Annotated in this window: 16 protein-coding genes, 1 tRNA gene and 1 riboswitch; of the genes, 14 read left to right on the plus strand and 3 right to left on the minus strand. The window is 63.5% G+C overall.

Annotated features, from left to right (window positions below):
* Positions 1–136: 136 nt before the first annotated feature.
* The 6 genes from ABD742_RS08145 to ABD742_RS08170 all read left to right on the plus strand — a co-directional run bounded on the left by ABD742_RS08145 (position 137) and on the right by ABD742_RS08170 (position 5,359).
* Positions 137–211, plus strand: a tRNA-Pro gene (locus ABD742_RS08145).
* Positions 212–279: 68 nt separating this feature from the next.
* A complete protein-coding gene (gene tig / locus ABD742_RS08150) occupies positions 280–1,647 on the plus strand; it encodes a trigger factor (protein WP_234749868.1) in 1,368 nt (455 codons plus the stop codon).
* A gap of 242 nt (positions 1,648–1,889) precedes the next feature.
* A complete protein-coding gene (locus ABD742_RS08155; RefSeq protein ID WP_234749995.1) occupies positions 1,890–2,501 on the plus strand; it encodes an ATP-dependent Clp protease proteolytic subunit in 612 nt (203 codons plus the stop codon).
* 36 nt (positions 2,502–2,537) lie between these two features.
* Positions 2,538–3,197 (plus strand): ATP-dependent Clp protease proteolytic subunit, encoded by a 660-nt coding sequence (locus ABD742_RS08160; RefSeq protein WP_234749864.1) that lies wholly within the window; start codon positions 2,538–2,540, stop codon positions 3,195–3,197.
* Positions 3,198–3,380: 183 nt separating this feature from the next.
* On the plus strand, positions 3,381–4,667 hold the full coding sequence (gene clpX, locus ABD742_RS08165; RefSeq protein ID WP_234749861.1) for an ATP-dependent Clp protease ATP-binding subunit ClpX: 1,287 nt from the start codon (positions 3,381–3,383) through the stop codon (positions 4,665–4,667).
* A 122-nt stretch (positions 4,668–4,789) separates the two neighbouring features.
* Positions 4,790–5,359 carry a mycothiol-dependent nitroreductase Rv2466c family protein gene (locus tag ABD742_RS08170; RefSeq protein WP_234749993.1) on the plus strand — a complete coding sequence of 190 codons (570 nt, stop codon included), beginning with the start codon at positions 4,790–4,792 and terminating at the stop codon, positions 5,357–5,359.
* A gap of 66 nt (positions 5,360–5,425) precedes the next feature.
* Here ABD742_RS08170 and ABD742_RS08175 read toward each other — a convergent pair whose 3' ends face one another.
* Together ABD742_RS08175 and valS are read right to left on the minus strand one after the other, a co-directional pair.
* The gene (locus tag ABD742_RS08175; protein WP_234749858.1) at positions 5,426–6,301 is read right to left on the minus strand and encodes an Fpg/Nei family DNA glycosylase; all 876 of its coding nucleotides are present in this window, start codon (positions 6,299–6,301) and stop codon (positions 5,426–5,428) included.
* Between the two features lie 372 nt (positions 6,302–6,673).
* Complete coding sequence (gene valS / locus ABD742_RS08180) at positions 6,674–9,352, minus strand: valine--tRNA ligase (protein WP_234749855.1); 2,679 nt, start codon at positions 9,350–9,352, stop codon at positions 6,674–6,676.
* A 251-nt stretch (positions 9,353–9,603) separates the two neighbouring features.
* On the opposite strand from valS, the gene ABD742_RS08185 reads away from it, so the two are divergent.
* From ABD742_RS08185 to ndk, 6 genes are all read left to right on the plus strand, one after another.
* Positions 9,604–10,542 (plus strand): type IV toxin-antitoxin system AbiEi family antitoxin domain-containing protein, encoded by a 939-nt coding sequence (locus tag ABD742_RS08185; RefSeq protein ID WP_234749853.1) that lies wholly within the window; start codon positions 9,604–9,606, stop codon positions 10,540–10,542.
* A 1-nt stretch (position 10,543) separates the two neighbouring features.
* On the plus strand, positions 10,544–11,317 hold the full coding sequence (locus tag ABD742_RS08190; protein WP_234749850.1) for an SDR family oxidoreductase: 774 nt from the start codon (positions 10,544–10,546) through the stop codon (positions 11,315–11,317).
* Between the two features lie 331 nt (positions 11,318–11,648).
* Positions 11,649–14,969 carry an isoleucine--tRNA ligase gene (gene ileS, locus ABD742_RS08195; RefSeq protein WP_234749992.1) on the plus strand — a complete coding sequence of 1,107 codons (3,321 nt, stop codon included), beginning with the start codon at positions 11,649–11,651 and terminating at the stop codon, positions 14,967–14,969.
* A gap of 3 nt (positions 14,970–14,972) precedes the next feature.
* A complete protein-coding gene (locus ABD742_RS08200; protein ID WP_234749848.1) occupies positions 14,973–16,334 on the plus strand; it encodes a bifunctional folylpolyglutamate synthase/dihydrofolate synthase in 1,362 nt (453 codons plus the stop codon).
* 2 nt (positions 16,335–16,336) lie between these two features.
* On the plus strand, positions 16,337–16,789 hold the full coding sequence (locus ABD742_RS08205; protein ID WP_234749844.1) for a DUF4233 domain-containing protein: 453 nt from the start codon (positions 16,337–16,339) through the stop codon (positions 16,787–16,789).
* Between the two features lie 53 nt (positions 16,790–16,842).
* On the plus strand, positions 16,843–17,262 hold the full coding sequence (ndk, locus tag ABD742_RS08210; protein ID WP_234749842.1) for a nucleoside-diphosphate kinase: 420 nt from the start codon (positions 16,843–16,845) through the stop codon (positions 17,260–17,262).
* 89 nt (positions 17,263–17,351) lie between these two features.
* On the opposite strand, the gene ABD742_RS08215 is transcribed toward ndk, so the two are convergent.
* Entirely contained in the window at positions 17,352–18,035 is a 684-nt protein-coding gene (locus tag ABD742_RS08215) for a vitamin K epoxide reductase family protein (RefSeq protein ID WP_234749840.1), read from the minus strand.
* A gap of 469 nt (positions 18,036–18,504) precedes the next feature.
* On the opposite strand from ABD742_RS08215, the gene ABD742_RS08220 reads away from it, so the two are divergent.
* Together ABD742_RS08220 and thiD are read left to right on the plus strand one after the other, a co-directional pair.
* On the plus strand, positions 18,505–21,636 hold the full coding sequence (locus ABD742_RS08220) for an Rne/Rng family ribonuclease (protein WP_234749838.1): 3,132 nt from the start codon (positions 18,505–18,507) through the stop codon (positions 21,634–21,636).
* Between the two features lie 148 nt (positions 21,637–21,784).
* Positions 21,785–21,881, plus strand: a riboswitch (TPP riboswitch).
* Positions 21,873–23,393: a bifunctional hydroxymethylpyrimidine kinase/phosphomethylpyrimidine kinase gene (gene thiD / locus ABD742_RS08225; RefSeq protein WP_234749836.1), complete on the plus strand. Its 1,521-nt coding sequence runs from the start codon at positions 21,873–21,875 to the stop codon at positions 23,391–23,393. (Overlaps the previous riboswitch by 9 nt.)
* The last annotated feature ends 369 nt before the right edge of the window (positions 23,394–23,762 follow it).

Here is a 23,762-nt window from a genome sequence, read left to right on the forward strand (position 1 = left end):
CTCTATGAACCTCTCAGAGTGTTCCGCGCATCTTTCCGGTGGCTGTTGAAGCCGGATATAACTAAACCTAATTCAGGGGCCAAGTGTCAAATGTGCATTCTCCGCCGAGATGCCCGTAGACTGTCCTGTGCATTCACGGGGTGTAGCTCAGCTTGGCTAGAGCGCCTGCTTTGGGAGCAGGAAGTCGCAGGTTCAAATCCTGTCACCCCGACTCTGTGTGCCTGTTCCGATCCGGAACGCGGCAGAACCCCATCCCACAAAACCAGGAGTACTTAGACTGTGAAGAGCGCTGTCGAGAACCTCACCGCCACGCGGGTCAAGCTCAACGTTGAGGTTCCCTTTGAGGAACTGAAGCCGAGCATCGATGCCGCTTACAAGACCGTTGCTTCGCAGATCCAGGTTCCCGGGTTCCGCAAGGGCAAGGTTCCCTCCAAGCTGGTTGACCAGCGCGTTGGCCGCGGCTACGTCTTGGAGACCGCCATCAACGATGGCCTCAACGGCTGGTACCAGGCTGCCGTCCAGGAAGCCGGCCTCCGCCCGCTGAGCCGTCCCGAGGTTGAGATCACCGAGGTTCCGGACCCGTCCTCGACCGACGGCGAACTGAAGTTCCAGGTTGAGATCGACGTCCGTCCCGAGGTTGAGCTCCCTGACTACGCCGGCATCAAGGTAGAGGTTGCTGCAGCCGATTCCTCCGACGCCGACGTCGACAAGGCCCTCGACGAGCTCCGCGGCCGCTTCGGCACGCTGAAGTCCGTTGACCGCCCGGCCGCCGATGGCGACTTCCTGACCATCGACATCACCGCCACGATCGACGGCGCCGAGATCGACTCCGCCACCGGCCTGTCCTACCAGGTTGGCGCAGGCACCATGCTTGAGGGCCTCGACGAGGCCGTTACCGGCCTTTCTGCCGAAGAAGAAGCAATCTTCGACACCACGCTGGTTGGCGGCGAGCACGCCGGCGAGGCAGCCCAGGTCAAGGTTGCCGTCAAGACCGTCAAGGAGCGCGAGCTTCCTGAGGCCAACGACGACTTCGCCCAGTTGGCTTCCGAGTTCGACACCCTCGCTGAACTGCGTGAAGACCTTGCCAAGCAGGCCGCTGATTCCAAGGTCGTCGGCCAGGGCGTCGAAGCCCGCGACAAGGTCCTGGACAAGCTCGTAGAGCTCATCGAGGTTCCGGTTCCGGACTCTGTGGTCGAAGAGCAGCTCGAAGCACACTTCAACCCGGAGAACGCCCACGGCGAAGGCGAGCACGACACCGAGGAACACCGCGCCGAGGTCAAGGCCAACACCGCCCGCGCCTTCCAGAACGAGATCATCCTTGACGCCATTGCCGACAAGGAAGAAGTGAGCGTCAGCCAGAACGAGCTGATCGATTACATCGTCAGCACGGCAAGCCAGTACGGCATGGACCCGAACCAGTTCGCCCAGATCATCGATCAGAGCGGCCAGGTTCCCATGATGGTTTCCGAGGTACGTCGCCGTAAGGCTCTCGCAGTTGTCCTCGGCCAGGCCGAGGTTGTCGACTCCGAAGGCAACAAGGTCGACCTCAGCGACTTCGTGCGCCCCGCCGGCGAAGAGGTTTCAGTCGAGGAAGCCGCAGAAGCAGCTGTTGTTCCGAGCGACGACCCCGCTGCCGTGAAGTTCTAGTTTCAACTCTCGCCGCCCCCGGATCCTTGATCCGGGGGCGGCTTGGTTTAAGCCCGGGGAGCATGGAAAGAGCCCCCTTCCGCAATCGTGCGCCGTCAGCGAACAGTGCGATTTGGGAGAACAAATCGCCGTGGAAAACGGTTAGTGTCCAAGTAGTGAAGATCAGGGATGGCAAGTTCAGCAATGGCCCTGTCACCAGCGAGAGGTAAGTACTTATGTCACAGCACGCAGAGACGCCCAGGATGGCAACCGTCGATCCAGCGGCCCAGGACAACTACATCTACAACCGCCTGCTGAAAGAGCGCATCATTTGGCTCGGATCCGAAGTCCGCGATGAAAACGCCAACGCGATCTGCTCCCAGCTCCTCCTCCTCTCCGCTGAAGACCCGGAGAAGGACATCTACCTGTACATCAACTCTCCTGGCGGCTCCGTGACTGCTGGCATGGCCATTTACGACACCATGCAGTTCATCCCGAACGACGTCGTGACGGTTGCCACCGGACTCGCGGCCTCCATGGGCCAGTTCCTCCTTTCCTCGGGCACCAAGGGCAAGCGCTACGCCACGCCCAACGCCCGCATCCTGATGCACCAGCCTTCCGGCGGCATCGGTGGCACGGCGTCGGACATCAAGATCCAGGCCGAATTGATCCTGCACATGAAGAAGGTGATGGCTGAGCTGACTGCCGAACAGACCGGGCAGACTGTCGATACCATCCTCAAGGACAATGACCGCGACAAGTGGTTCACGGCCGTCGACGCTCTCGAGTACGGCTTCTTCGACAAGATCGCCGCCCACGCAGGCTCGGTTGCCGGCGGTGGCGGAACGGCCAACGCCTCGAACTCAGAGAACTAACCGGCACCAAGAAACATTCAGATCAGGAGCAATAACATGAACTACAACTTTGGATGGTCTGCCGGTAATCTCCCGTCCAGCCGCTACGTCCTCCCGCAATTCGAGGAGCGCACGCCCTACGGCTTCAAGCGCCAGGACCCGTACACGAAGCTCTTCGAGGACCGGATCATCTTCCTCGGTGTACAGGTTGACGACGCTTCTGCCGACGACATCATGGCCCAGCTGCTGGTGCTCGAGTCCACGGACCCGGACCGCGACATCACGTTGTACATCAACTCCCCGGGTGGCTCGTTCACGGCCATGACGGCGATCTACGACACGATGACGTACATTCGCCCGGAGATCCAGACCGTTTGCCTGGGCCAGGCGGCCAGCGCCGCGGCCGTGTTGCTCGCGGCAGGTACTGCGGGCAAGCGCCTCGCCCTGCCCAACGCCCGGGTCCTGATCCACCAGCCGTCGCTGTCCGGCGGCCAAGGAGGCCAGGCTTCCGACCTTGAGATCCAGGCCGCAGAAGTCATGCGCATGCGCTCATGGCTTGAGGACACGCTGGCCAAGCACTCCGGGCGGACGCCGGAGCAGGTCAACAACGATATCGAGCGCGACAAGATCCTCACCGCTGCCGAGGCAATGAACTACGGATTGATCGACCAGGTGCTCGATTCCCGCAAGATCAAGCCCCAGGCGATCGCCAGGTAACTGGCCAAAACTCGACGCCGGTGCGGTTCAGGAAATATGGACCGCATCGGCGTTCTGTTTCAACCCAAGCAGCCCATTGTGTCCTACAGTGGAAGTTGTCATGGTGGCGCCCCCGCTGCGATCTTGCGAAATTGCGGATAGGTACGGGGCTGCACCACCCGCATGAAACGAAGGGATTCCCACATGGCTCGGATTGGCGAGAGCACGGATCTGCTGAAGTGTTCTTTCTGCGGAAAGAGCCAAAAGCAGGTGCGGAAGCTGATTGCCGGGCCCGGCGTGTACATCTGCGACGAGTGCATCGAACTCTGCAACGAGATCATCGAAGAGGAACTCGCCGAAGTATCGGATCTTGGCAGCTTCGAGTTGCCCAAGCCGCGGGAGATCTTCGACTTCCTCCAGGAATACGTCATTGGCCAGGAGCCCGCGAAACGCTCCCTCGCCGTCGCGGTCTACAACCACTACAAGCGCATCCAGGCGGGCCACGCACCGAAGACCGGCCTCGGCGAAGGCGGACACCACGAAGACGTGGAGATCGCCAAGTCCAACATCCTGCTGATCGGCCCCACCGGCTGCGGCAAGACCTACCTGGCACAAACCCTGGCCCGCAGGCTGAACGTACCCTTCGCCGTCGCCGACGCCACGGCCCTGACCGAGGCCGGATACGTCGGCGAGGACGTCGAAAACATCCTGCTGAAGCTCATCCAGGCCGCCGACTACGACGTCAAGAAGGCCGAACAAGGCATCATCTACATCGACGAGATCGACAAGATTTCGCGCAAGAGCGAGAACCCGTCCATCACGCGCGATGTGTCCGGCGAAGGCGTGCAGCAGGCGCTCCTGAAGATCCTTGAGGGCACCGTGGCCTCGGTTCCGCCGCAGGGCGGACGTAAACACCCGCATCAGGAATTCATCCAGATCGACACCACCAACGTGCTGTTCATTGTGGCCGGTGCTTTCGCCGGGCTCGAGGACATCATTGGATCGCGGTCCGGCCGGAAGGGCATAGGCTTCGGGGCCCCGCTCAACGAGGTCAAGGACAACGCGGACAGCTACGGCGAGGTGATGCCGGAGGATCTGCTCAAGTTCGGCCTCATTCCCGAATTCATCGGACGCTTGCCTGTGATCACCACCGTATCCAACCTTGACCGTTCCGCCCTCATCCAGATTCTCTCCAAGCCCAAGAACGCCCTGATCAAGCAATACCAGAAGATGTTCCAGCTGGACGGCGTGGAGCTTTTGTTCGACGACGACGCCCTTGACTCGATTGCGGACCAGGCCCTTGAACGTGGCACCGGAGCCCGCGGCCTGCGTGCCATCATGGAGGAGGTGCTGCTGCCGGTCATGTTCGACCTGCCCAGCAGGGACGACATCGCCAGCGTCGTCATCACTGCCGACGCCGTGAACAAGACGGGCCAGCCCACCATGATCGCGCACGAGGTCATTGCGAAGCGGCGGAATAAGTCCGCCTAGCGTGAGGTTGGCATCATTGGCGCCGGACATCGTTTCGTCCGGCTAGCGCCCCCTTACGCCTATCGAAGGAGTTCCCTGTGCCCGAGCAGACCGCCAACAAGGTCGATTTCTGGTTCGATCCCATGTGCCCTTTTGCCTGGGTGACATCCCGCTGGATCGGTGAAGTGGAAGACGTTCGCGGCATTGAGACCAACTGGAATGTCATGAGTCTCTCTGTCCTCAACGAAGGCCGCGAGCTGCCTGCCGAGTACACCGAGAAAATGAAGCTGGGCTGGGGACCTGTCCGTGTCATCATTGCCGCCCGCGAGCTGCACGGAAACGAGTACATCAAGCCGCTGTACGACGCGATGGGTTCCCTCATCCACCACGAAGGCATCAAGGATTTCGCCGAGGTCATCTCCAAGGCACTGGCTGAAACCGGCCTGCCCGCCGAATTGGCCCGCTTCGCCGATTCCGAGGAATACGACGTTCAACTGCGTGCCAGCCACGAATCCGGTATTTCCCTGGTGGGCCAGGACGTCGGCACCCCCGTGGTCGCGGTCAACGGCACGGCCTTCTTCGGCCCTGTCCTCACCCGTATTCCCCGTGGCGAGGAAGCCGGCCGGATCTGGGACGCCACCGTCACCTTGGCCGGCTACCCGCACTTCTTCGAGCTCAAGCGCAGCCGTACGGAAAGCCCGGAATTCAACTAGCCTGAATTCAACCAGCCTGAATCCAACTAGCCCGGGCCGCGGCGGTCGTTCGTGCCGCAGTCACAGCTATTTCAGGAAGCGCGACGTTCTACGGTCCGCGAGGATCTTCCCGTTTGTCTGGCAGCCAGGGCAATACTGCAACGAAGTGTCGGCAAAGGACACCTCGCGGATGGTGGTCCCGCACACAGGGCAGGGCTGGCCCGCCCTGCCGTGGACCCGCATGGTGTTCCGCTTCGTGTCCTTGAGTTCGTTTGAGGCTTTCCCGACGGCGGCGGCGACAGCCGTACCCAGGACACTTTCGATCGACTCATAGAGCACACGGGTTGTGTCCTTGTCCAGCGACTTGGCGATCGCGAACGGTGAAATCCTGGCTGCGTGAAGGATCTCGTCACTGTAGGCGTTGCCGATGCCCGCCATGACACTTTGGCTCCGAAGGAGTCCCTTGATCTGGTGCGCGCTTGTGGAGAGGATTCCGGCCAGGGTTTCTTCCGTGAACGCGGGGCTCAGCGGGTCCGGACCGAGTGCCGCGATCCCGGGAACGTCCAAGGGGCTGCGCACCACATATACGGCCAGGCTCTTCTTCGTTCCGGCCTCCGTCAGGTCCACGCCGACGTGGGTTGCCCCGTCGCTCTTGGTGAAGCCGAGCCTCGCGGCAATATTGCTGCCGCCCATCCGCAGCTGGGCCTGCGATGGTTGCTCCGTGTAGCGGAGCCACCCGGCCTTGGCGAGGTGGAAGACGAAATGGATGCCCTCGGCGTCGAGACTGACGAACTTTCCGAAGCGTTCCACGCCGACGATTTTGCGACCCTCCAAGGCTGAGTAAGGAGGATCGGCTGTCTTCAGCACGGCAAAAGACGTGATCTGGATCTTCGTCAGTTCAGCACCGAGAAGATTCCTGCCCAGGAAGGCAGTCAGCCCGGCCACTTCGGGAAGTTCTGGCATAGCAACACTGTGCCACAAAGCACCCAACCCCAGAACCCCGCCACGAGGTGCCCGAATTACATGCCAGTAGTTCCTGGAGAGGGGTTGTGCTGGCCGGGGAGCGGGTCAAGAATAGAACTTACCCACTTCGAAAGAAGAGGGACACGGAAACCAGAGATTCAGTGATATGCATCTGACGCAGCCTTCGGCAAAGTTGGATGCAAGCTACCAGTGACGAGGTAGGAAGACCTGAAAGTCCGAGGATTCCGCCAGACTGTCAAGACGTCATCAGGCAGCCGAAAGTCGAAGCCCCACCAACGGCTAAACGCTGATGGGGCTTCCCCTTTGCCCGGAAACTCCCGGGCGGCCCCGGAACTCCCGGGCTCTCCTAAACTACGCTTGAGCGGGCTCCTCGGCAGGTGCCAGGACCACGTCGCTCACCGTGAGTTCGCCTTCGCCGGCTACCAGTGAAATCTCCTGTGCGTTGGCCGCGGCCTTCAGGTCTCCCAGCCCGGCTTCCAGCTGTGCAACAAACGACTCGGTAGCGGTGATCGTGGCGGAGAGGACCTCGGTGCGCTGCTTGACCTTGGCCTCGGACTTGGCCTTGCGGATGCCGCTTAGCGCGACGCCGACGGTGCCCAGCATGGTGGTGTCGCCGTCGACGATTTCCACGGCTACCGGCCATGCCGCGCGGTGAACCGAACCCGTGCGCCACCAGCTCCAGACCTCTTCGGTGGCGAAGGGCAGGAAGGGCGCGAACAGGCGCAACAGCGAATCCAGCGTGGTGGCAAGGGCAGCAAGCACGGATGCCTGCTCGGTCTCGCCGGCCGCACCGTAGGCGCGGTCCTTGATGAGTTCCACGTAGTCGTCCGTGAACTGCCAGAAGAACGATTCCGTGATCTGCAGGGCGCGCGCGTAGTCGTAGTTGTCGAACGCCTTGGTGGACTGCGCCACGACGTCGGCCAGCTGGGCCAATAATGCCCGGTCTAAGGGGTTGGTCAGGGGTCCCCACGCGGGCGTCTTTTCCGCGTGGGGGAGACCAACCCCGGGGTTGGTCAGGACGGACAGATCCGCGCCGACCACCGAGTTCTCGGTAGCGCCCAGGTTCAACACGAACTTGGAGGCGTTGAGAAGCTTGATGGCCAGGCGGCGGCCGATCTTCATCTGGGCGATCTCGTAGGCGGTGTCCGCACCGAGCTTGGCCGACGCGGCCCAGTAACGGACGGCGTCGGAACCGAACTCGTTCAGGACGTCGGTGGGAACAACCACATTGCCCTTGGACTTGGACATCTTCTTGCGGTCCGGGTCCAGGATCCAGCCCGAGATGGCGGCGTGCTTCCACGGCGCGCTGTTCTGCAACGCATCGGCCCGCACAGCCGAGGAGAAGAGCCAGGTGCGGATGATGTCGTGTCCCTGCGGGCGGAGGTCGAAGGGGTAGACCTTGCCGAACAATTCCTCGTCACGGCTCCAGCCGCCCACGATCTGCGGGGTCAGCGAAGACGTGGCCCAGGTATCCAGGACGTCGGCGTCTCCGATGAAGCCGTTGGGCTGCTCGCGCTGGGACTCGTCGAAGCCGGGGGCCGCGTCTGCCGCTGGGTCTACGGGCAAGGACTCGTCAGACGGAAGGATGGGGTTTGCGTAGTCCGGATTGCCCTGGGCATCCAGCGGATACCAGACGGGGATCGGCACGCCGAAGAAGCGCTGGCGTGAAACGAGCCAGTCGCCGTTCAGCCCGGAGATCCAGTTCTCGTAGCGGGAGCGCATGAAGGACGGGTGGAACTCGATCTCGTGTCCGCGCGCGATCAACCGTTCGCGGCGGTCCTCGTCCCGACCGCCATTGCGGATGTACCACTGACGCGACGTAACAACTTCAAGGGGCTTGTCGCCCTTCTCGAAGAAGTTCACGGGGTGCGTGATCTTCTTGGGCTCGCCATCCAGCAGATCGGCGGCAATGAGAAGCTCGACCACTGCCTCCTTGGCAGAGAACGCCGTCTTGCCGGCGATTGCCGCGTAGGCTTCCTTGCCGGCGTCGGTGGTGATCCACTCAGGTGTCTCTGAAATGATGCGGCCGTCGCGGCCCATGATGGCACGGGTGGGCAACTGCAGCTCGCGCCACCAGGTGACGTCAGTGAGGTCGCCGAAGGTACAGACCATCGCGATGCCGGAGCCCTTGTCCGCCTTGGCGAGCGGGTGGGCTTTGACTTCGAGTTCGACGTCGAACAGGGGGGACGTGACGGTCTTGCCGAACAGCGGCTGGTAGCGCTCGTCGTCGGGGTTCGCCACCAGCGCCGCGCACGCGGCGAGCAGTTCCGGACGCGTTGTCTCGATGTAGATCTTCTCGCCGTCAGCGGTGAAGAAGGGGTAGCGGTAGTACGCGCCGGCAACCTCGCGGTCCTCCAACTCGGCTTGCGCGACGGCGGTACGGAACGTCACGTCCCACAAGGTGGGGGCCTCGGCCATGTAGGCGTCCCCGGCGTTCAGGTTGGCGAGGAAGGCGCGCTGGGACACCGCGCGCGAGGTGTCGTCGATCGTGCGGTACGTCAGGTCCCAGTCAACGGACAGGCCGAGGGTCTGGAACAGGTTTTCGAAGACCTTCTCGTCCTCGACGGCGAGTTCCTCGCAGAGTTCGATGAAGTTCTGGCGCGAGACGACGTCGAAGTCGCGCTGGTTCTTCGCCGGCTGTGCCGGCGGCCGGTAGTCGGCGTTGTAAGGAATGGCGGGATCGCAGCGGACGCCGTAGTAGTTCTGGACGCGGCGCTCGGTGGGCAGCCCGTTGTCGTCCCAGCCCATCGGGTAGAAGACGTTCTTTCCGGTCATGCGCATGTAGCGGGCCTGGACATCCGTCTGTGTGAACGAGAACATGTGGCCCACGTGGAGCGAACCGGATGCGGTGGGCGGGGGAGTGTCGATCGAGTAGACCTGCTCCCGAGTGGTGTCCGGGTTGAACTTGTAGGTTCCTTCATCAAGCCAGCGCTGCGTCAGGGCAGCCTCAAGGCCTTCAAGGGCCGGCTTGTCGGGAACGTTGATGGGGGCGGTGGCGGGCGTGTCTGTACCCTGCGTTGATTCAGCCATGGGCCAATTGTTTCATGGCACCCTTTGTTCCGTGGCACGCGGACGTGCCGTAGCATGCGGGCCGCCGCTGCTCCTTCTCCCAGCTGTCCCATTGTTTGCGTCCCGGGAGGAGTATGGGGCGCATGGCATTGACGGGGCCCACACCCGTCACCGGCGATGGGACAGCTGGGGGAGGAACGCGGTCTGCGCGATGTCCACATACGGCAATTGAAGGCTGGAATTGCTTTGTCGGCACGAAGCACGGTTGAGCCATGGACGAGATACAGCGCATGCTGCAGCGCAATTGGGGTGTATGCCGTTTCAGCCATTTACGGCGGATAGGCCTGGACAGGTTCCAAATCCGGGAGCTTGTCGACCACGGGCTCTTGATGAAGACTGCGCGAGGTACCTACGCGCTTCCGTCGGCCAGACCCGACATTGTCAAAGCAGCCGGGCAGAATGTGTCCTTGGCGTGCCTTCCTGCGGCATCGGCCCGGGGCCTGTGGGTCTGGAAACCGGCCGCCGTGCCCCACGTTGTCAGGGACAGCGCCAAGGAGATTCCCGGCTGCGTGGTCCATCGGGGCAAACGTTCAGCCAGGCAGCTTGTGGTTTCAGAATTCGACGCTGTGTGCCAGGCCTTCAGGTGCGCTCCGGCGTGGCAGGCACTTGTAGTCGCAGAAGGGGCCGTAGCGGGCGGACGGGTCATGCTGCGGGACCTCGAGTCGCACTTCTCCGGTTCCCGCGACTGGCGGATCCGGCTCCTGATCGGCAGGATCCGCGCCGATTCACAGTCTATGCCGGAAACCTTGGCTCGTCTTGCCCTGGAAGACGCAGGATTCCAGGTGAGCACGCAGGTGCAGATCGCCGGAGTGGGAAGAGTGGATGGTGTCGTCAATGGAGGACTTGTCTACGAAGTCGATGGTCGGAAGTTCCACTCGGGGCCACAGGATTTCGAGAACGACCGCAGGCGTTGGAATTCCTTGATCATGCAGGGCATCCCAGTGGTGCGTATTCCGGCGAGGTGGATTCTCCAAGATCCGAATTCTGTGTTGCGCATTGTGTCCGAGGCACTCTCGGCGATGAAATCCGCGCCATCTGTCCCAGCCTTAGTGAAGGCAGAGAGAGTTGGTGCGCGAGGTGTTGACGTCCAGCACAGGGGAAACAATGAGTGGGACAACTGGGAGGGGGAGGGGGCGGCGATAGGCTGGTGACATGATTGCTCCTGAAACGTCATCCACGGTGTCCCAGAAGACCGCAGTAGTGACCGGCGCCAGCACGGGAATCGGCGAAGCCACAGTGCGGGCCCTCACCGCCGATGGATGGAAGGTATTCGCTGTCGCCCGCCGTGCGGAGCGGCTCGAGACACTCGGCGCCGAGAGCGGCGCAGTGCCGTTCGCCGCGGACATTACCAACGACGACGACGTCGCGGCCTTGCTCTCGGCCGTCACCGAGGCAGGGGGAGCGGACACGCTCATCAACATTGCCGGCGGCGCACGGGGCGCAGACACCCTGGCCAACGCGCAGACCGAAGACTGGGACTGGATGTACCAAGTCAACGTGCTCGGTACCCTGAAGCTGACCCGGGCCTTCCTCCCGATGCTCCGGGCCAACGGCGAAGGCACAGTTTTGAACCTGACGTCGACCGCGGGATTCACGGCCTACGAGGGCGGCGGCGGTTACAACGCGGCCAAGTTTGCCCAGCACGCCATGACCGGCGCCCTGCGCCTGGAGGAAGCCGAGAACAACATCCGCGTCATCGAGGTGGCGCCCGGCCTCGTCCACACGGAGGAATTCGCGCTCAACCGCCTCGGCGATGCCACTGCTGCAGCCAAGGTGTACGCCGGCGTCGAGAAGCCGCTCACGCCGGAGGACGTCGCCGACGTCGTCAAGTACGCCGTCTCAGTGCCGCACCACATCAACCTGGACGAGATCATCGTCCGCCCGGTGGCGCAGGCCGCTACCCACAAGTTGATCCGCAAGGGCTAAGGTCCCGGCGTCGCGCGCCCCATGCCCTCAAGTGGAGCTCGCGGCGCCGCTGCCGTTAGACTTGTGGCACAAGCTTTGACCCGGACATCACCGGTGAGCTTCCGGAAGAACGCCCCCCGCCACCACGGGAGTCAGTAGAACCGGACGGGTAAGCCCGTCACAGCAGCAATGAGCGGCCGACGCCGGAACAGCTCCTCTTCACGAGGAGCAGGACGCGCGACGGTAAGTGAGGTGGTACCGCGGTACCGGCGCTGTTGGAAACAACGGCCTGGCGCCGTCCTCGCATCCTGAATGAAACTTTGTGTTCACCGGCTCAACCCAGGATGAAGAGATGACGTATTACCCCAAGGCCTCCGCGGCACTTTCAGGCACAGCTCCGTCCGGCGCTTCCACGGGAGTGTCCGCCTCCGTGAAGTTCCCGGAGATCGAAGAGCGCATCCTCAAGTACTGGGATGAAGACGGCACCTTCCAAGCCAGCATCGACCAGCGCGATCCGGGCCACGACGGCAGCAACGAGTTCGTCTTCTACGACGGTCCTCCCTTCGCCAACGGGCTGCCCCACTACGGCCACCTCCTGACCGGCTACGCCAAGGACCTGGTAGGCCGTTACCAGACCCAGCGCGGCAAGCGCGTCGAACGGCGCTTCGGCTGGGATACCCACGGCCTGCCCGCCGAACTCGAAGCCATGAAGCAACTGGGCATGACGGACAAGACCCAGATCGAAGCGATGGGCATCGACAAGTTCAACGACGCCTGCCGTGCCTCCGTCATGAAGTACGCAGACGAATGGAAGAGCTACGTCACGCGCCAGGCACGCTGGGTGGACTTCGACAACGACTACAAGACCCTCAACGTCGAGTACATGGAGTCTGTCCTTTGGGCCTTCAAGCAGCTCCACGAGAAGGGCCTCACCTACAACGGGTACCGCGTCCTGCCGTACTGCTGGAAGGACGAGACGCCGCTGTCCAACCATGAGCTGCGCATGGATGACGATGTCTACAAGAACCGCCAGGACCAGACCGTCACGGTGACCTTCCCCATCAAGGCAGGGGAGTCGGAACTCTCCAAGTCCCTTGAGGGTGTGCAGGCGCTCGCGTGGACCACGACCCCCTGGACACTGCCCACCAACCTGGCGCTCGCCGTCGGGCCTGACATCTCCTACGCGGTGGTTCCGGCCGGTCCCCACGGTATCAAGGCCGCCTCCGCGGAGGCTCCGGTGACGGGCAGCTTCCTGCTGGCAGCCGATCTCCTCGGCACCTACGCCAAGGACCTAGGGTACGACGACGGCGCTGCCGCCACCGCCGCTGTCACCGCCACCTTCACGGGCACCGAGTTGGCCGGCCTGGAGTACGAGCCGCTGTGGGACTACTTCTCCGACACCGAGAAGTACGGCACACAGAACGGCTGGCGTTTCCTCGTGGCGGACTACGTCACCACCACCGACGGCACGGGCATCGTCCACCAGGCTCCGGCCTACGGCGAGGACGACCAGAAAGTCTGTGAGGACGCGGGCATCCCCGTGGTGCTTTCCGTCGACGAAGGCGCCAAATTCCTCCACTTGTTCGCGCACGGACCCCTTGCCGAAATCTCCGGATTGCAGGTGTTCGACGCCAACAAGCCGATCACGCAGGCACTGCGTTCCGGCGGTCGCCTGGTTCGCCAGGCCAGCTACGAGCACAGCTACCCGCACTGCTGGCGCTGCCGCAACCCCTTGATCTACCGTGCCGTGTCTTCCTGGTACGTGGAGGTCACCAAGTTCAAGGACCGGATGTCCGAACTGAACCAGGAGATCAACTGGATCCCGGGCAACGTCAAGGACGGACAGTTCGGCAAGTGGCTGGCCAACGCCCGCGATTGGTCCATCAGCCGCAACCGTTACTGGGGCTCGCCCATCCCGGTGTGGCAGTCCGATGACCCCGAGTGCCCGCGCACGGACGTTTACGGCTCGCTCGCCGAGATGGAGGCCGATTTTGGCCGCCTTCCGATGAACAACGACGGCCAGGTTGACCTGCACCGCCCGTTCATCGACGAACTCACCCGGCCCAACCCGGACGACCCGCGCTCTCCTGAAGAGGGCCAGTCCACCATGCGCCGAGTCGAGGACGTCCTGGACGTCTGGTTCGACTCGGGCTCCATGCCCTACGGCCAGGTGCACTATCCGTTCCAGAACGAGGAATGGTTCGACACCCACAACCCTGCAGACTTCATCGTCGAATACATCGGGCAAACCCGCGGCTGGTTCTACATGCTGCACATCCTGTCCACGGCACTCTTCGACCGGCCGGCTTTCCGCAACGTGATCAGCCATGGCATCGTCCTTGGCTCTGACGGGCAGAAGATGTCCAAGAGCCTGCGCAACTACCCGGACGTCTCCGAGGTCCTGGACCGCGACGGCTCCGACGCCATGCGGTGGTTCCTGATGTCCAGCCCCATCCTCCGCGGCGGCAACCTCGTGGTCACCGAACAAGGAATCCGCGACGGCGTCCGCCAGGTCATCCTGCCGCTCTGGAACGTCTACAGCTTCTTCACGCTGTACACGAACGCCAGCAATGGCGGCGCCGGCTATGACGCCAAACTGCGCTACGACGGCTACACGGACACTCTGGACCAGTACTTGCTGGCAAACACCGGCGACCTCGTCCGCAACATCACCTCCAGCCTGGACGAATACGACATTTCCGGAGCCTGCGATGAACTGCGCAGCTACCTGGACATGCTCACCAATTGGTACGTCCGCCGCAGCCGTCAGCGCTTCTTCGACGAGAACACCGACGCCTTCGATGCGCTCCACACGGCCCTCGAAGCCGTCTGCCGTGTCTCTGCGTCGCTGCTGCCCCTCGTATCCGAGGAGATCTGGCGAGGCCTGACCGGCGGGCGCTCCGTGCACTTGGCTGACTGGCCCGAGGCCTCGCTGTTCCCGGCAAACCCGGAACTTGTAGAAGCCATGGACCGGGTCCAGCAGATCTGCTCCACCGGCTCCAGCCTGCGCAAGGCCGCCAACCTTCGCGTTCGCCTGCCGCTGCAGGAGCTCACGGTCGTGGCACCCGGTGCGGATGCGCTGGAAGGCTTCGCCGCCGTCGTCGCGGATGAACTGAACCTGCGTTCCGTCCGGCTCCTGGATGCCGCTACGGCGTCGCCGGAGGAATTCGGCATCGAGCAGAAACTCGTGGTCAATGCCCGCGCGGCAGGTCCGCGACTGGGCAAGAATGTCCAGCAGGTCATCAAGGGTTCCAAGTCCGGCGACTGGTCTGTTTCCGATGGTGGAGTGGTCACGGCGGGTGGACTCGAGCTGGAACCGCAGGAGTACACGCTTGAGACCGTCGTCGCGGAATCTGCTGACGGTTCGTCCGCGGCCGTCGCTGTCCTTCCGGGCGGTGGCTTCGTGGTCCTCAACACCGAAGTCACTCCGGAACTGGCTGCCGAGGGCCTGGCGCGCGACATGGTCCGTGCCATCCAGCAAGCACGCAAGGACGCAGGACTCAACGTGAGCGACCGCATCCACACCACGGTCCTGGCCGTCCACGACGTTGTTGATGCCTTGCGCGCCAATGAAGACTTGGTCAAGACCGAAACCCTGTCCCTCCAGCTCGACCCCGTCGTCTCCGGCGACGCCGCCGAGCCGCAGATCACCGTTACCAAGATCGAGGCCTAGTACATGAGCGACGAATTCTCCGTAGAAAGCGTCTACGCCGAACTCCTGGGCCGCGCCCCGGAAAACAAAATGGAGCCGCGGCTGGCGCCCCTCTACCGGGCGATGGATGTGCTGGGGGAGCCCAACAAGGCGTTCCCGATCATCCACATCACGGGCACCAATGGCAAGACCTCCACCGCCCGCATGATCGAAGCGGGGCTTCGCGCCCACGGCTTGAGCACTGGCCGCTACACGAGTCCGCACCTGTCGAAGGTCACCGAGCGCATCAGCATCGACGGCGAGCCGGTGTCGGATGAGACCTTTGTCCGGATCTGGGACGAGATCCGTCCGTACCTCAAGATCGTGGACAAGGAACTCGAAGCCGATGGCCAGCCCAGGCTCACGTACTTCGAGTGCCTCACCATCCTGGGCTTCGCGATCTTCGCGGACCAACCCGTCAACGTCGCCGTGATTGAAGTGGGGCTGGGCGGCATCACCGATGCCACGAATGTAGGCGACGGGCAGGTTTCCGTGGTGACGCCGATTTCGCTCGACCACACGGATCTCCTCGGCGACACCACCGAGGATATCGCCCGTGAGAAGGCTGGAATCATCAAGCCTGGCGGCTTCCTGGTCAGCGCGGCCCAGCCCGTGGACGCCGCCCAGGTGCTCCTGGAGAAGGCTCGCGAGGTTGGGGTGCCGTTCCGTTTCGAAGGTGTCGAATTCGGCGTCGAGTCCCGCAGCGTGGCCGTCGGAGGCCAGGTGCTGACCATCCAGGGGCTCGCGGGCCGCTATGAGGACCTGCTGCTGCCCTTGCATGGCGCCCACCAGGCCGAGAACGCGGCAGTCGCCGTCGCTGCCCTGGAGGCCTTCTTCGGTGGAGGCGAAAAAGAGCTCGACGGCGACCTTCTGCGCGAGGCTTTCGGCAACGTCACGTCGCCCGGCCGTCTTGAGGTGGTGCGCACCGCTCCCACGATCATCGTGGATGCGGCACACAACCCTGATGGCATCCGCGTCTCAGCCGAGGCAATCGAAGAGGCCTTCAGCTTCAGCAAGCTGGTGGTGGTCCTCGGTGTCCTGAAGGAAAAGGACGCGGAAGAAATCCTGCGGCAGCTCAAGGAATCCCTGGGCGGACTGGCAGAGGAATTCTGTTTCACGCAGTCGAGCTCGCCGCGGGCCATCCCGGCCGCGCAACTGGCCGATCTCGCCGTCGACCTTGGCTTCGGTGCCGACAACGTCCACATCGCCGAGAAACTGGACGACGCGATCGAGTGGGCTGTGGAGCGCGCCGAAGCCAACGATGACCTGGCCGGCGGGGTACTCGTCACGGGTTCCATCACCGTGGTGGCCGAAGCCCGCATGCTCCTAGGGAAGGTTGGTTCCTGAGCATGGCCAAACTCACCAAAGCCCAGCGCGAATGGCGGCCCGGGATGCCCAAGAAGCGCCGCTCCACCAAGGTGATGTTCGCTTCGACCGTTCTGCTTCTGGAGGCCTTCGTGGCGTTCTTCGCCACCTTGGCTGTCTTCGGACTGAAGCGTGGAGAGGTGCAGCCGGCTCTGATCCTGACTTTCGGAATCACCCTGAGCCTTGTGCTGATCCTGGCTTGTGCCGTGCTCAGCAAACCGTGGGGCATCGGTGTCGGCTGGGTATTGCAGCTGGTTTTGATTCTTTCCGGCTTCGTTGAGCCCACGATGTTCGTGGTGGGGGTCCTCTTCGCGGCCTGCTGGTGGTACGGCATCCGTGCCGGCATGAGGATCGACCGCGAGAACGCCCAGCGCGATCGTGAGCAAGCCGAGTGGAACGCTTCGCACGGGGAAGACTCTGCCGGGCAGTCCGCCTGAGCGAAACCCCGTAAACTGGCTGGGAAACCCACACACTCAACATTGGAGCAACTGTGAGCATTGAGCGCACCCTTGTACTGATCAAGCCCGACGGCGTCGCCCGCAACTTGAGCGGCAGCATCCTCGCCCGCATCGAGTCCAAGGGATACTCTTTGGTCGAATTGAAGAAGGTCAACGCCACCCGGGAGTTGCTGGAGCAGCACTACGAAGAGCACCTGGGCAAGCCGTTCTACGAGCCGCTGGTTGAGTTCATGCTCAGCGGCCCGGTTGTCGCCGCCATCTTCGAGGGTCACCGCGTGATCGAAGGCTTCCGTTGCCTTGCGGGAACCACGGACCCGACGACGGCGGCGCCCGGCACCATCCGCGGCGACTTCGGCCGCGACTGGGGCCTGGCTGTGCAGCAGAACCTGGTCCACGGTTCCGATTCGGTGGATTCCGCCGAGCGCGAGATCAAGATCTGGTTCGGCGCGTAGTATCCCGCCAAGGCGAAAGCGGAAGGGGCCCTTGTCCAGGTGAACAAGGGCCCCTTCTGCTGTTAATGCCTCAGTTAAGGGATAAGTGCTCAGTAACCGGACGTGCCGATGAAGACATTGATGAAGGCGAAGAAAATGCTCGCGATCACGGCAACGTAGAGCAGTGCGGAAATGATCCAACCGGATTCGCTGAGGATCCTGGCCAGGCCTGCGGGGGCTGGAATGACCCCGTGCGTCACGTTCCTGATAGTCACGAAGACGAAGAGCGGGATCATGCATGCCCACACCACCATGCAGAACGGGCAAAGGATGTGAATGACATACAGTGCCTGGGACCACAGCCAGACGATGAAGATGAACCCCAGTGTGACGCCCGTCTGCAGTCCGATCCAGTACCAGCGGGCGAACTTGGCCCCGGCAAAGATCGCCATGGCGGTGGTGATGATCACGGCGAAGGCAACAATGCCGATGAACATGTTGGGGAAACCGAAAACCGAACTCTGCGGTGTCTTCATGACGCTGCCGCAGGACACCCACGGATTGAGGTCGCAGGCCGTTATGTGGTTGGGGTCGATGAGGACCTGCAACTTTTCCAGCACGAGCGCCCCTGATGCCAGCCACGCTATGGCGCCGGTGGCGAGCAAGAGCCACGCAAACGGGCGGTCGCGGACCATGCGGGGCATGGCTGCGTCGGCGGCGTTCCTCCCGGTTTTCTCCTGCCGGAGGGAGCGGGCATCGTTATTGGCCAGGTTCGGGCTGGCTGGGCTCGGCATGGTTGGCTGTCCTTTTCTGGATGGCCCGGCGCAGGACCGGGGACTGCTCTTGGGAGGATTCTAGCCGCGACGGCTGGAGGACGCGTCCAGCCAGGGCGGCGGCACGGAAGCTTTCAGGGCGTGCTTCCTGCCGGGAGTGCGGGCGTGTGAGAGAATGAACATGGCCGGAAGCCGATCCACATGCGGAATCCGGTCCGGTATCTTGTTCCCAAGACCGCCAGTCATATGCAGGGCATGCCCAGGATCCAATGATCCCCGGTAGGGCCGCAGTGACAATGGACGGCACCTGGTTGTGGCATTAGAACAACGGGTTTGGAGCGAAGCCGGCTTTCCGTGGATGCCGCACCCCCATGCTGGTGCGAACCGGAAAGACTACTACTGACTTCTGTCAACGCCTGCGGGTTTTGACAATATTGCCCCTCTGGGCACCGGATGTGGCGGTTGCGCAAGGGCAGGAGTGTTGCCACATATGGATAACGAGCAAGTTGTAGCCGCCGCCGAAGATGCGGCGTCCACCGAGACCACCGAAGCACCCAAAAAGGTTACCCGCACCCGCCGCAAGGCGGCACCGAAGACGGTCGCCGCGGATGAAGCCCCCGACGCCGGAGCTGCCGCAGCCGCCGCTGAGCCCCTCGCCGAAGCGACGGACATCGAAGCGCCCAAGGCTCCTGTCCGGCGCACCAGGGCTCGAAAGAAGGTCGAAACTTCCGAGCCGCTGCCAGGTTTCGCTGCAGAAGCTTCCACGGAAGGTGGCGAGGCGCCGGAGGTTCCCGTCGTCGGGGCTGAAATAGCGGCAGGGGCCGAAGCTGCCCCCGAAAAGCCGGTCCGCCGCCGTCGTACGACGAGGGCAAAGAGCGCCGAGCCCGTCGCTGAAGAAGCCCCGGTTGAAACACCGGCTGCTGAGGTTGCGGCCGAGGAAACCACTGCGGAGCCGCAGGCTACGGAGATTGCGCCCGAGGAAACCACCGGGGAGCCGGCCGTCGAGGCGGAAGCTGCAAGCCCGATCGCTTCGCTGTTCCTGGAACCTGGGTCCGTCACCTCCATGATCTTCCAGGCACCGGACTTGAGCGCAGTTTCCAGGCCGGCCGTCGTCGAAGAAGAAACGCAGGCTGACGCTGAAGAAGTTTCCGAGGACAACGAACTGGACGAAGCCGGCAGCCGCCGTCGGCGTCGCAGCCGTGGGCGTCGTGGACGCCGGGGCAACGAGCGTGATGAAGCCGCGGGAGAAGAAACGTCCGCGGAGTCCGAGGACGAGGCAGAAGCCGGTACTGAGGAAGTCCTCGAAGAAGGCGTGACTTCCCGCCGTCGTCGGCGTCGCCGTCGTGGCGATCAGGACTTGGAGCTGACGGGCGGCGGAGACGACGATCCCCCCAACACCGTCACCCGTGTCCGCGCTCCCCGCGCACACGTTGAGTCCACCACCGGCTCCGACCGCGTGACGAGCGTCAAGGGCTCCACCCGCCTTGAAGCCAAGAAGCAGCGCCGCCGCGAGTCCCGCGAGACCGGCCGCCGCCGCCAGGTCATCACCGAGGCCGAATTCCTGGCCCGCCGTGAGTCCGTCGACCGCCAGATGATCGTTCGCCAGCGCGACGACAGGATCCAGATCGGCGTCTTGGAAGACGGCGTGCTCGCGGAGCACTTCGTGTCGAAGACACAGCAGGATTCCCTGATCGGCAACGTCTACCTGGGCAAGGTCCAGAACGTTCTGCCGTCGATGGAAGCTGCGTTCGTGGACATCGGACGCGGCCGCAACGCCGTGCTGTACGCCGGTGAAGTCAACTGGGATGCCGTCACCCTGGAAGGCAAACCGCGCCGGATCGAAAACGCCCTGAAATCAGGCGATTCCGTGCTGGTCCAGGTCACCAAGGACCCCGTGGGCCACAAGGGCGCACGCCTGACGAGCCAGATTTCGCTTCCCGGCCGCTACCTTGTGTACGTGCCCGGCGGTTCAATGACCGGTATTTCCCGCAAGCTGCCCGACGTCGAGCGCAACCGTCTGAAGAAGATCCTCAAGGATCGCCTCCCGGAGAACGCGGGCGTCATTGTCCGCACCGCAGCCGAGGGTGCTTCCGAGGAAGAGCTGACGCACGATATCAACCGCCTGCGGGCCCAGTGGGAAGGCATCGAAAGCCAGTCCACGTCCACCAAGGTCCTGGCCCCGGAAGTGCTGTATGGCGAACCGGACCTCACCATCAAGGTTGTCCGCGACGTCTTCAACGAGGACTTCTCCAAGCTCATCGTCTCCGGCGATGAAGCCTGGGACACCATCGAGGCCTACGTCACCTATGTGGCGCCCGATCTGGTGGGACGCCTCGAAAAGTGGACCTCGGATCAGGACATCTTCTCGGCATGGCGCGTGGACGAACAGATCCACAAGGCATTGGAGCGCAAGGTCTTCCTGCCCTCCGGTGGTTCGCTCGTGATCGACCGCACCGAGGCCATGACGGTTGTTGACGTCAACACCGGGAAGTTCACCGGCAGCGGTGGCAACCTTGAGGAAACCGTCACCAAGAACAACCTTGAGGCTGCCGAGGAAGTGGTGCGCCAGCTTCGCTTGCGCGATATCGGCGGAATCATCGTCATCGACTTCATCGACATGGTCCTGGAATCCAACCGCGATCTCGTGTTGCGCCGCATGGTCGAGTGCCTCGGCCGGGACCGCACCAAGCACCAGGTCGCCGAAGTGACGTCGCTTGGATTGGTGCAGATGACCCGCAAGCGCATGGGCACCGGCCTGCTTGAGGTCTTCGGCGAGCAGTGCGAAACGTGCGCCGGTCGTGGAATCGTCACGCACGACGAGCCTGTGGAGCACCGTCGGGCCAACGTGGTGGCCGCTGAACACCACCACCCGCGGACGGAATCGCAGCCGGCCGTCCGCCCGGAGCAGCGCAAGCGTCGGCGCGGCAGGGGGACAGGGCAGGGGACGGCCGAGCTCCCGATCACCCCTCCTGTGCCGGTCCATACAGTGGAATCCACTGATCCGAATCGCCAGGCGGCCACCCGCGCAGCCCTTGCCACCATCGCGGCTGCAGCCCACGCTGCCCACCTGCACGACGACGAGCTCCACCACGCGGCGGAATTGCTCGCCGACCGGCACGTAGCGGAAGCCACCCCGGTCCAGGCCCCCGCGGCCCCGGTCCAGGCTCCCGCCGCTGCTTCGAGTAGCGAGGAACGTTCGAAGCCTGTGCTGCGATTCGGCGGCGAGGAAGTTGCGTTGCCCTTCGTACACCACGAAGAGGAGCCGGCGAGTGGTGCACCTGCCATGAGCCTGGATCTGTTGGCACAGGCATTCGCGGGCCTTGGAGAAGCTCCGGAGACCGCGGCGACGGCAACAGAAGCCAAAGAAGCGCCCGCAGGGGCCCCCGCGGGCGTTGCAAGCGGGGAATCGGGTTCGCGTGGACGCCGAGGCCGCCGCAACCGTAGTGCCAGCCGGGCCCAGGGTTCCGCCAACGCCACCAACGTGGAGCACCACGAGGTTGCCGCGGCTGCCTCCGGTGGGGCCGCGCACGAGGCCAAGGCGACGGACGCGGGTCCCGCGAAGGCGACGGCGGCAGCGGAACCGATCATCCTCGGAGTCGGCGTGCCCAAGTCCGAACTCTAAGCGCAGTACCCTGTCCGAAGCCCCGGCCGTTTTCGCTCCTGTGGAAACCGCCGGGGCTTCGGCGTTGCCGGCCAATCCACCGGACCTCCCCACAGTGCGGTTGCAAAGGGGGATTTCAGCGGGCGAGGTGTGATCCGGGTTAAGCTAGGGGACTGACACGGGGTGCCGCGCACCAAGCCGGCTGAGACCAGACCCGTTGAACCTGTCCGGTTAGCACCGGCGAAGGGATGTCTCGCATGACAGTTTCGGCGCAATCAGCCGTCTACCCGCTCAAGGCCGTCCGGCGACCTATCCCGAGGGTCCTCAGCATTGCCGGCTCGGATCCTTCGGGTGGTGCCGGGATCCAGGCAGACCTGAAGAGCATCGCGGCCAACGGCGGCTATGGCATGGCCGTCATCACGGCGCTCACCGTGCAGAACACCCAGGGAGTCACTGCCGTCCACGTGCCTCCCGTGGAGTTCCTGCGCCAGCAGTTGGACGCCATTAGCGACGACATCACGGTTGATGCCGTCAAGATCGGCATGCTCGGGGACGCGGCGGTCATCCACGAAGTCCGCCGCTGGCTCGGCGAGGCGCGTCCCGCCGTCGTCGTGCTGGATCCGGTGATGATCGCCACCAGCGGCGACCGGCTCCTGGCGGAGTCCGCTGAAACTGCCCTGCGGGAGCTTCTGCCCCTCGCTGACTTGGTGACCCCCAACCTTCCTGAATTGGCCATGCTGCTTGGCGAACCTGAAGCCACTGACTGGGCATCGGCGTTGGAGCAAGGCAAACGCCTGGCTGCCGCCTGTGGGAACACCGTCCTGGTGAAGGGTGGCCATCTTCAGGGAGCGGGCTGCCCCGACGCCCTGGTCAACACCGGGGGAGTCCTGAGCCAGGACGTGGTGGAATTCGCCGGGCGACGGGTGGAGACCCGCAACAGCCATGGCACGGGATGCTCCCTGTCGTCGGCGATGGCGACGGCCAAGGCGCGGCTCGGCGATTGGGAGTCCGCCTTGCGTGTGGTCAAGCCTTGGCTTCAGGAGGCGCTGATCCAGTCCGAGGTGCTGGAAGTGGGGAAGGGCAACGGGCCGATCCATCATTTCCACGCGCTCCGGCACGCCCTTCAACCGGGCGACTTTGCCGTCCGGATGTGGGACGCCGCCCAAACGGAACTTGCGGCCATTTATGGCTTGGACTTCATCCAGCACTTGCAGTCCGGTGGGCTCAGCGAGGCGCAGTTCAGCTATTACCTGTCGCAGGATGCCATCTATCTCAACGGCTATTCCCGGGTCCTGGCGCGGGCAAGCGCCCTCGCCCCAAACGAAACCGAACAGCTGTTCTGGGCCCGCGGCTCGCAGATGTGCCTTGAAGTCGAGTCCGAGCTGCATCGGAATTGGCTCAGCGGACGCCAGGTAAGCGGAGAGCTGGGCCCGGTCACCAAGGCCTACGTGGACCACTTGCTTGCGGCGTCGGCGTCGGGCAGCTATGCCGTCCTGCTGGCTGCCGTGCTGCCTTGCTACTGGTTGTACGCCGAGGTGGGACAGCAGCTCCACCATGGCTATCTACAGGCGGGAGCGTCGGACGAGCACCCTTATGCGGACTGGCTGCGTACATACGCAGACGAGGCGTTCGCCGAGGCCACCCGCAAGGCGATCGACATCACGGACGCCGCCGCGCAGGCCGCATCACCTGCGGAGCGTGCCGCCATGATGGAGGCGTTTGCCCAATCCTGCCGTTACGAAACGGCGTTCTTCGATGCTCCAAGGTTGCACGGCTGAACCCGGTTCCTGCCGGGGAAGGACAGGATGAAGCGCCTGTTCCGGCGGGCGCTGCAGCGTGTCGGACTGAGGATCCGAGCTTTTCCCGGCCGGCAGGGTAAGGTGGACGGGCACGGTACCGGGTGGCGCATAGCCAGTCTGTGGCAGTCATCACGTGGCAGCCCCCGGACCTGGCCTCATTTGCAGCCGAAGGCGAAACTAGCGTAATCTAGATCTTCGGTGCTTACGCCAACACTTGGGTTATGCCCCCAGAAACTGTTCATTTGGAACTGACCTTTCATTTGGAACTATTCGAGGGATGACTCATGGATTCCGTACCGGAGTCCACGGCGTTGAGGCACAGCGTGAACCAGGCCCGTTTTCGGATCG

Source organism: Arthrobacter ramosus (genome assembly GCF_039535095.1).
Classification (GTDB): domain Bacteria; phylum Actinomycetota; class Actinomycetes; order Actinomycetales; family Micrococcaceae; genus Arthrobacter; species Arthrobacter ramosus.

What these genes read in the sequence shown, in the direction of transcription:
- ABD742_RS08155 (WP_234749995.1), top strand. Translation starts at nt 1,890, where the DNA reads ATGGCAACCGTCGATCCAGCGGCCCAGGACAACTACATCTACAACCGC.
- ABD742_RS08160 (WP_234749864.1), top strand. Translation starts at nt 2,538, where the DNA reads ATGAACTACAACTTTGGATGGTCTGCCGGTAATCTCCCGTCCAGCCGC.
- clpX (WP_234749861.1), top strand. Translation starts at nt 3,381, where the DNA reads ATGGCTCGGATTGGCGAGAGCACGGATCTGCTGAAGTGTTCTTTCTGC.
- ABD742_RS08170 (WP_234749993.1), top strand. Translation starts at nt 4,790, where the DNA reads ATGTGCCCTTTTGCCTGGGTGACATCCCGCTGGATCGGTGAAGTGGAA.
- ABD742_RS08175 (WP_234749858.1), bottom strand. Translation starts at nt 6,301, where the DNA reads ATGCCAGAACTTCCCGAAGTGGCCGGGCTGACTGCCTTCCTGGGCAGG.
- valS (WP_234749855.1), bottom strand. Translation starts at nt 9,352, where the DNA reads ATGGCTGAATCAACGCAGGGTACAGACACGCCCGCCACCGCCCCCATC.
- ABD742_RS08185 (WP_234749853.1), top strand. Translation starts at nt 9,604, where the DNA reads ATGGACGAGATACAGCGCATGCTGCAGCGCAATTGGGGTGTATGCCGT.
- ABD742_RS08190 (WP_234749850.1), top strand. Translation starts at nt 10,544, where the DNA reads ATGATTGCTCCTGAAACGTCATCCACGGTGTCCCAGAAGACCGCAGTA.
- ileS (WP_234749992.1), top strand. Translation starts at nt 11,649, where the DNA reads ATGACGTATTACCCCAAGGCCTCCGCGGCACTTTCAGGCACAGCTCCG.
- ABD742_RS08200 (WP_234749848.1), top strand. Translation starts at nt 14,973, where the DNA reads ATGAGCGACGAATTCTCCGTAGAAAGCGTCTACGCCGAACTCCTGGGC.
- ABD742_RS08205 (WP_234749844.1), top strand. Translation starts at nt 16,337, where the DNA reads ATGGCCAAACTCACCAAAGCCCAGCGCGAATGGCGGCCCGGGATGCCC.
- ABD742_RS08215 (WP_234749840.1), bottom strand. Translation starts at nt 18,035, where the DNA reads ATGCCGAGCCCAGCCAGCCCGAACCTGGCCAATAACGATGCCCGCTCC.
- ABD742_RS08220 (WP_234749838.1), top strand. Translation starts at nt 18,505, where the DNA reads ATGGATAACGAGCAAGTTGTAGCCGCCGCCGAAGATGCGGCGTCCACC.
- thiD (WP_234749836.1), top strand. Translation starts at nt 21,873, where the DNA reads ATGACAGTTTCGGCGCAATCAGCCGTCTACCCGCTCAAGGCCGTCCGG.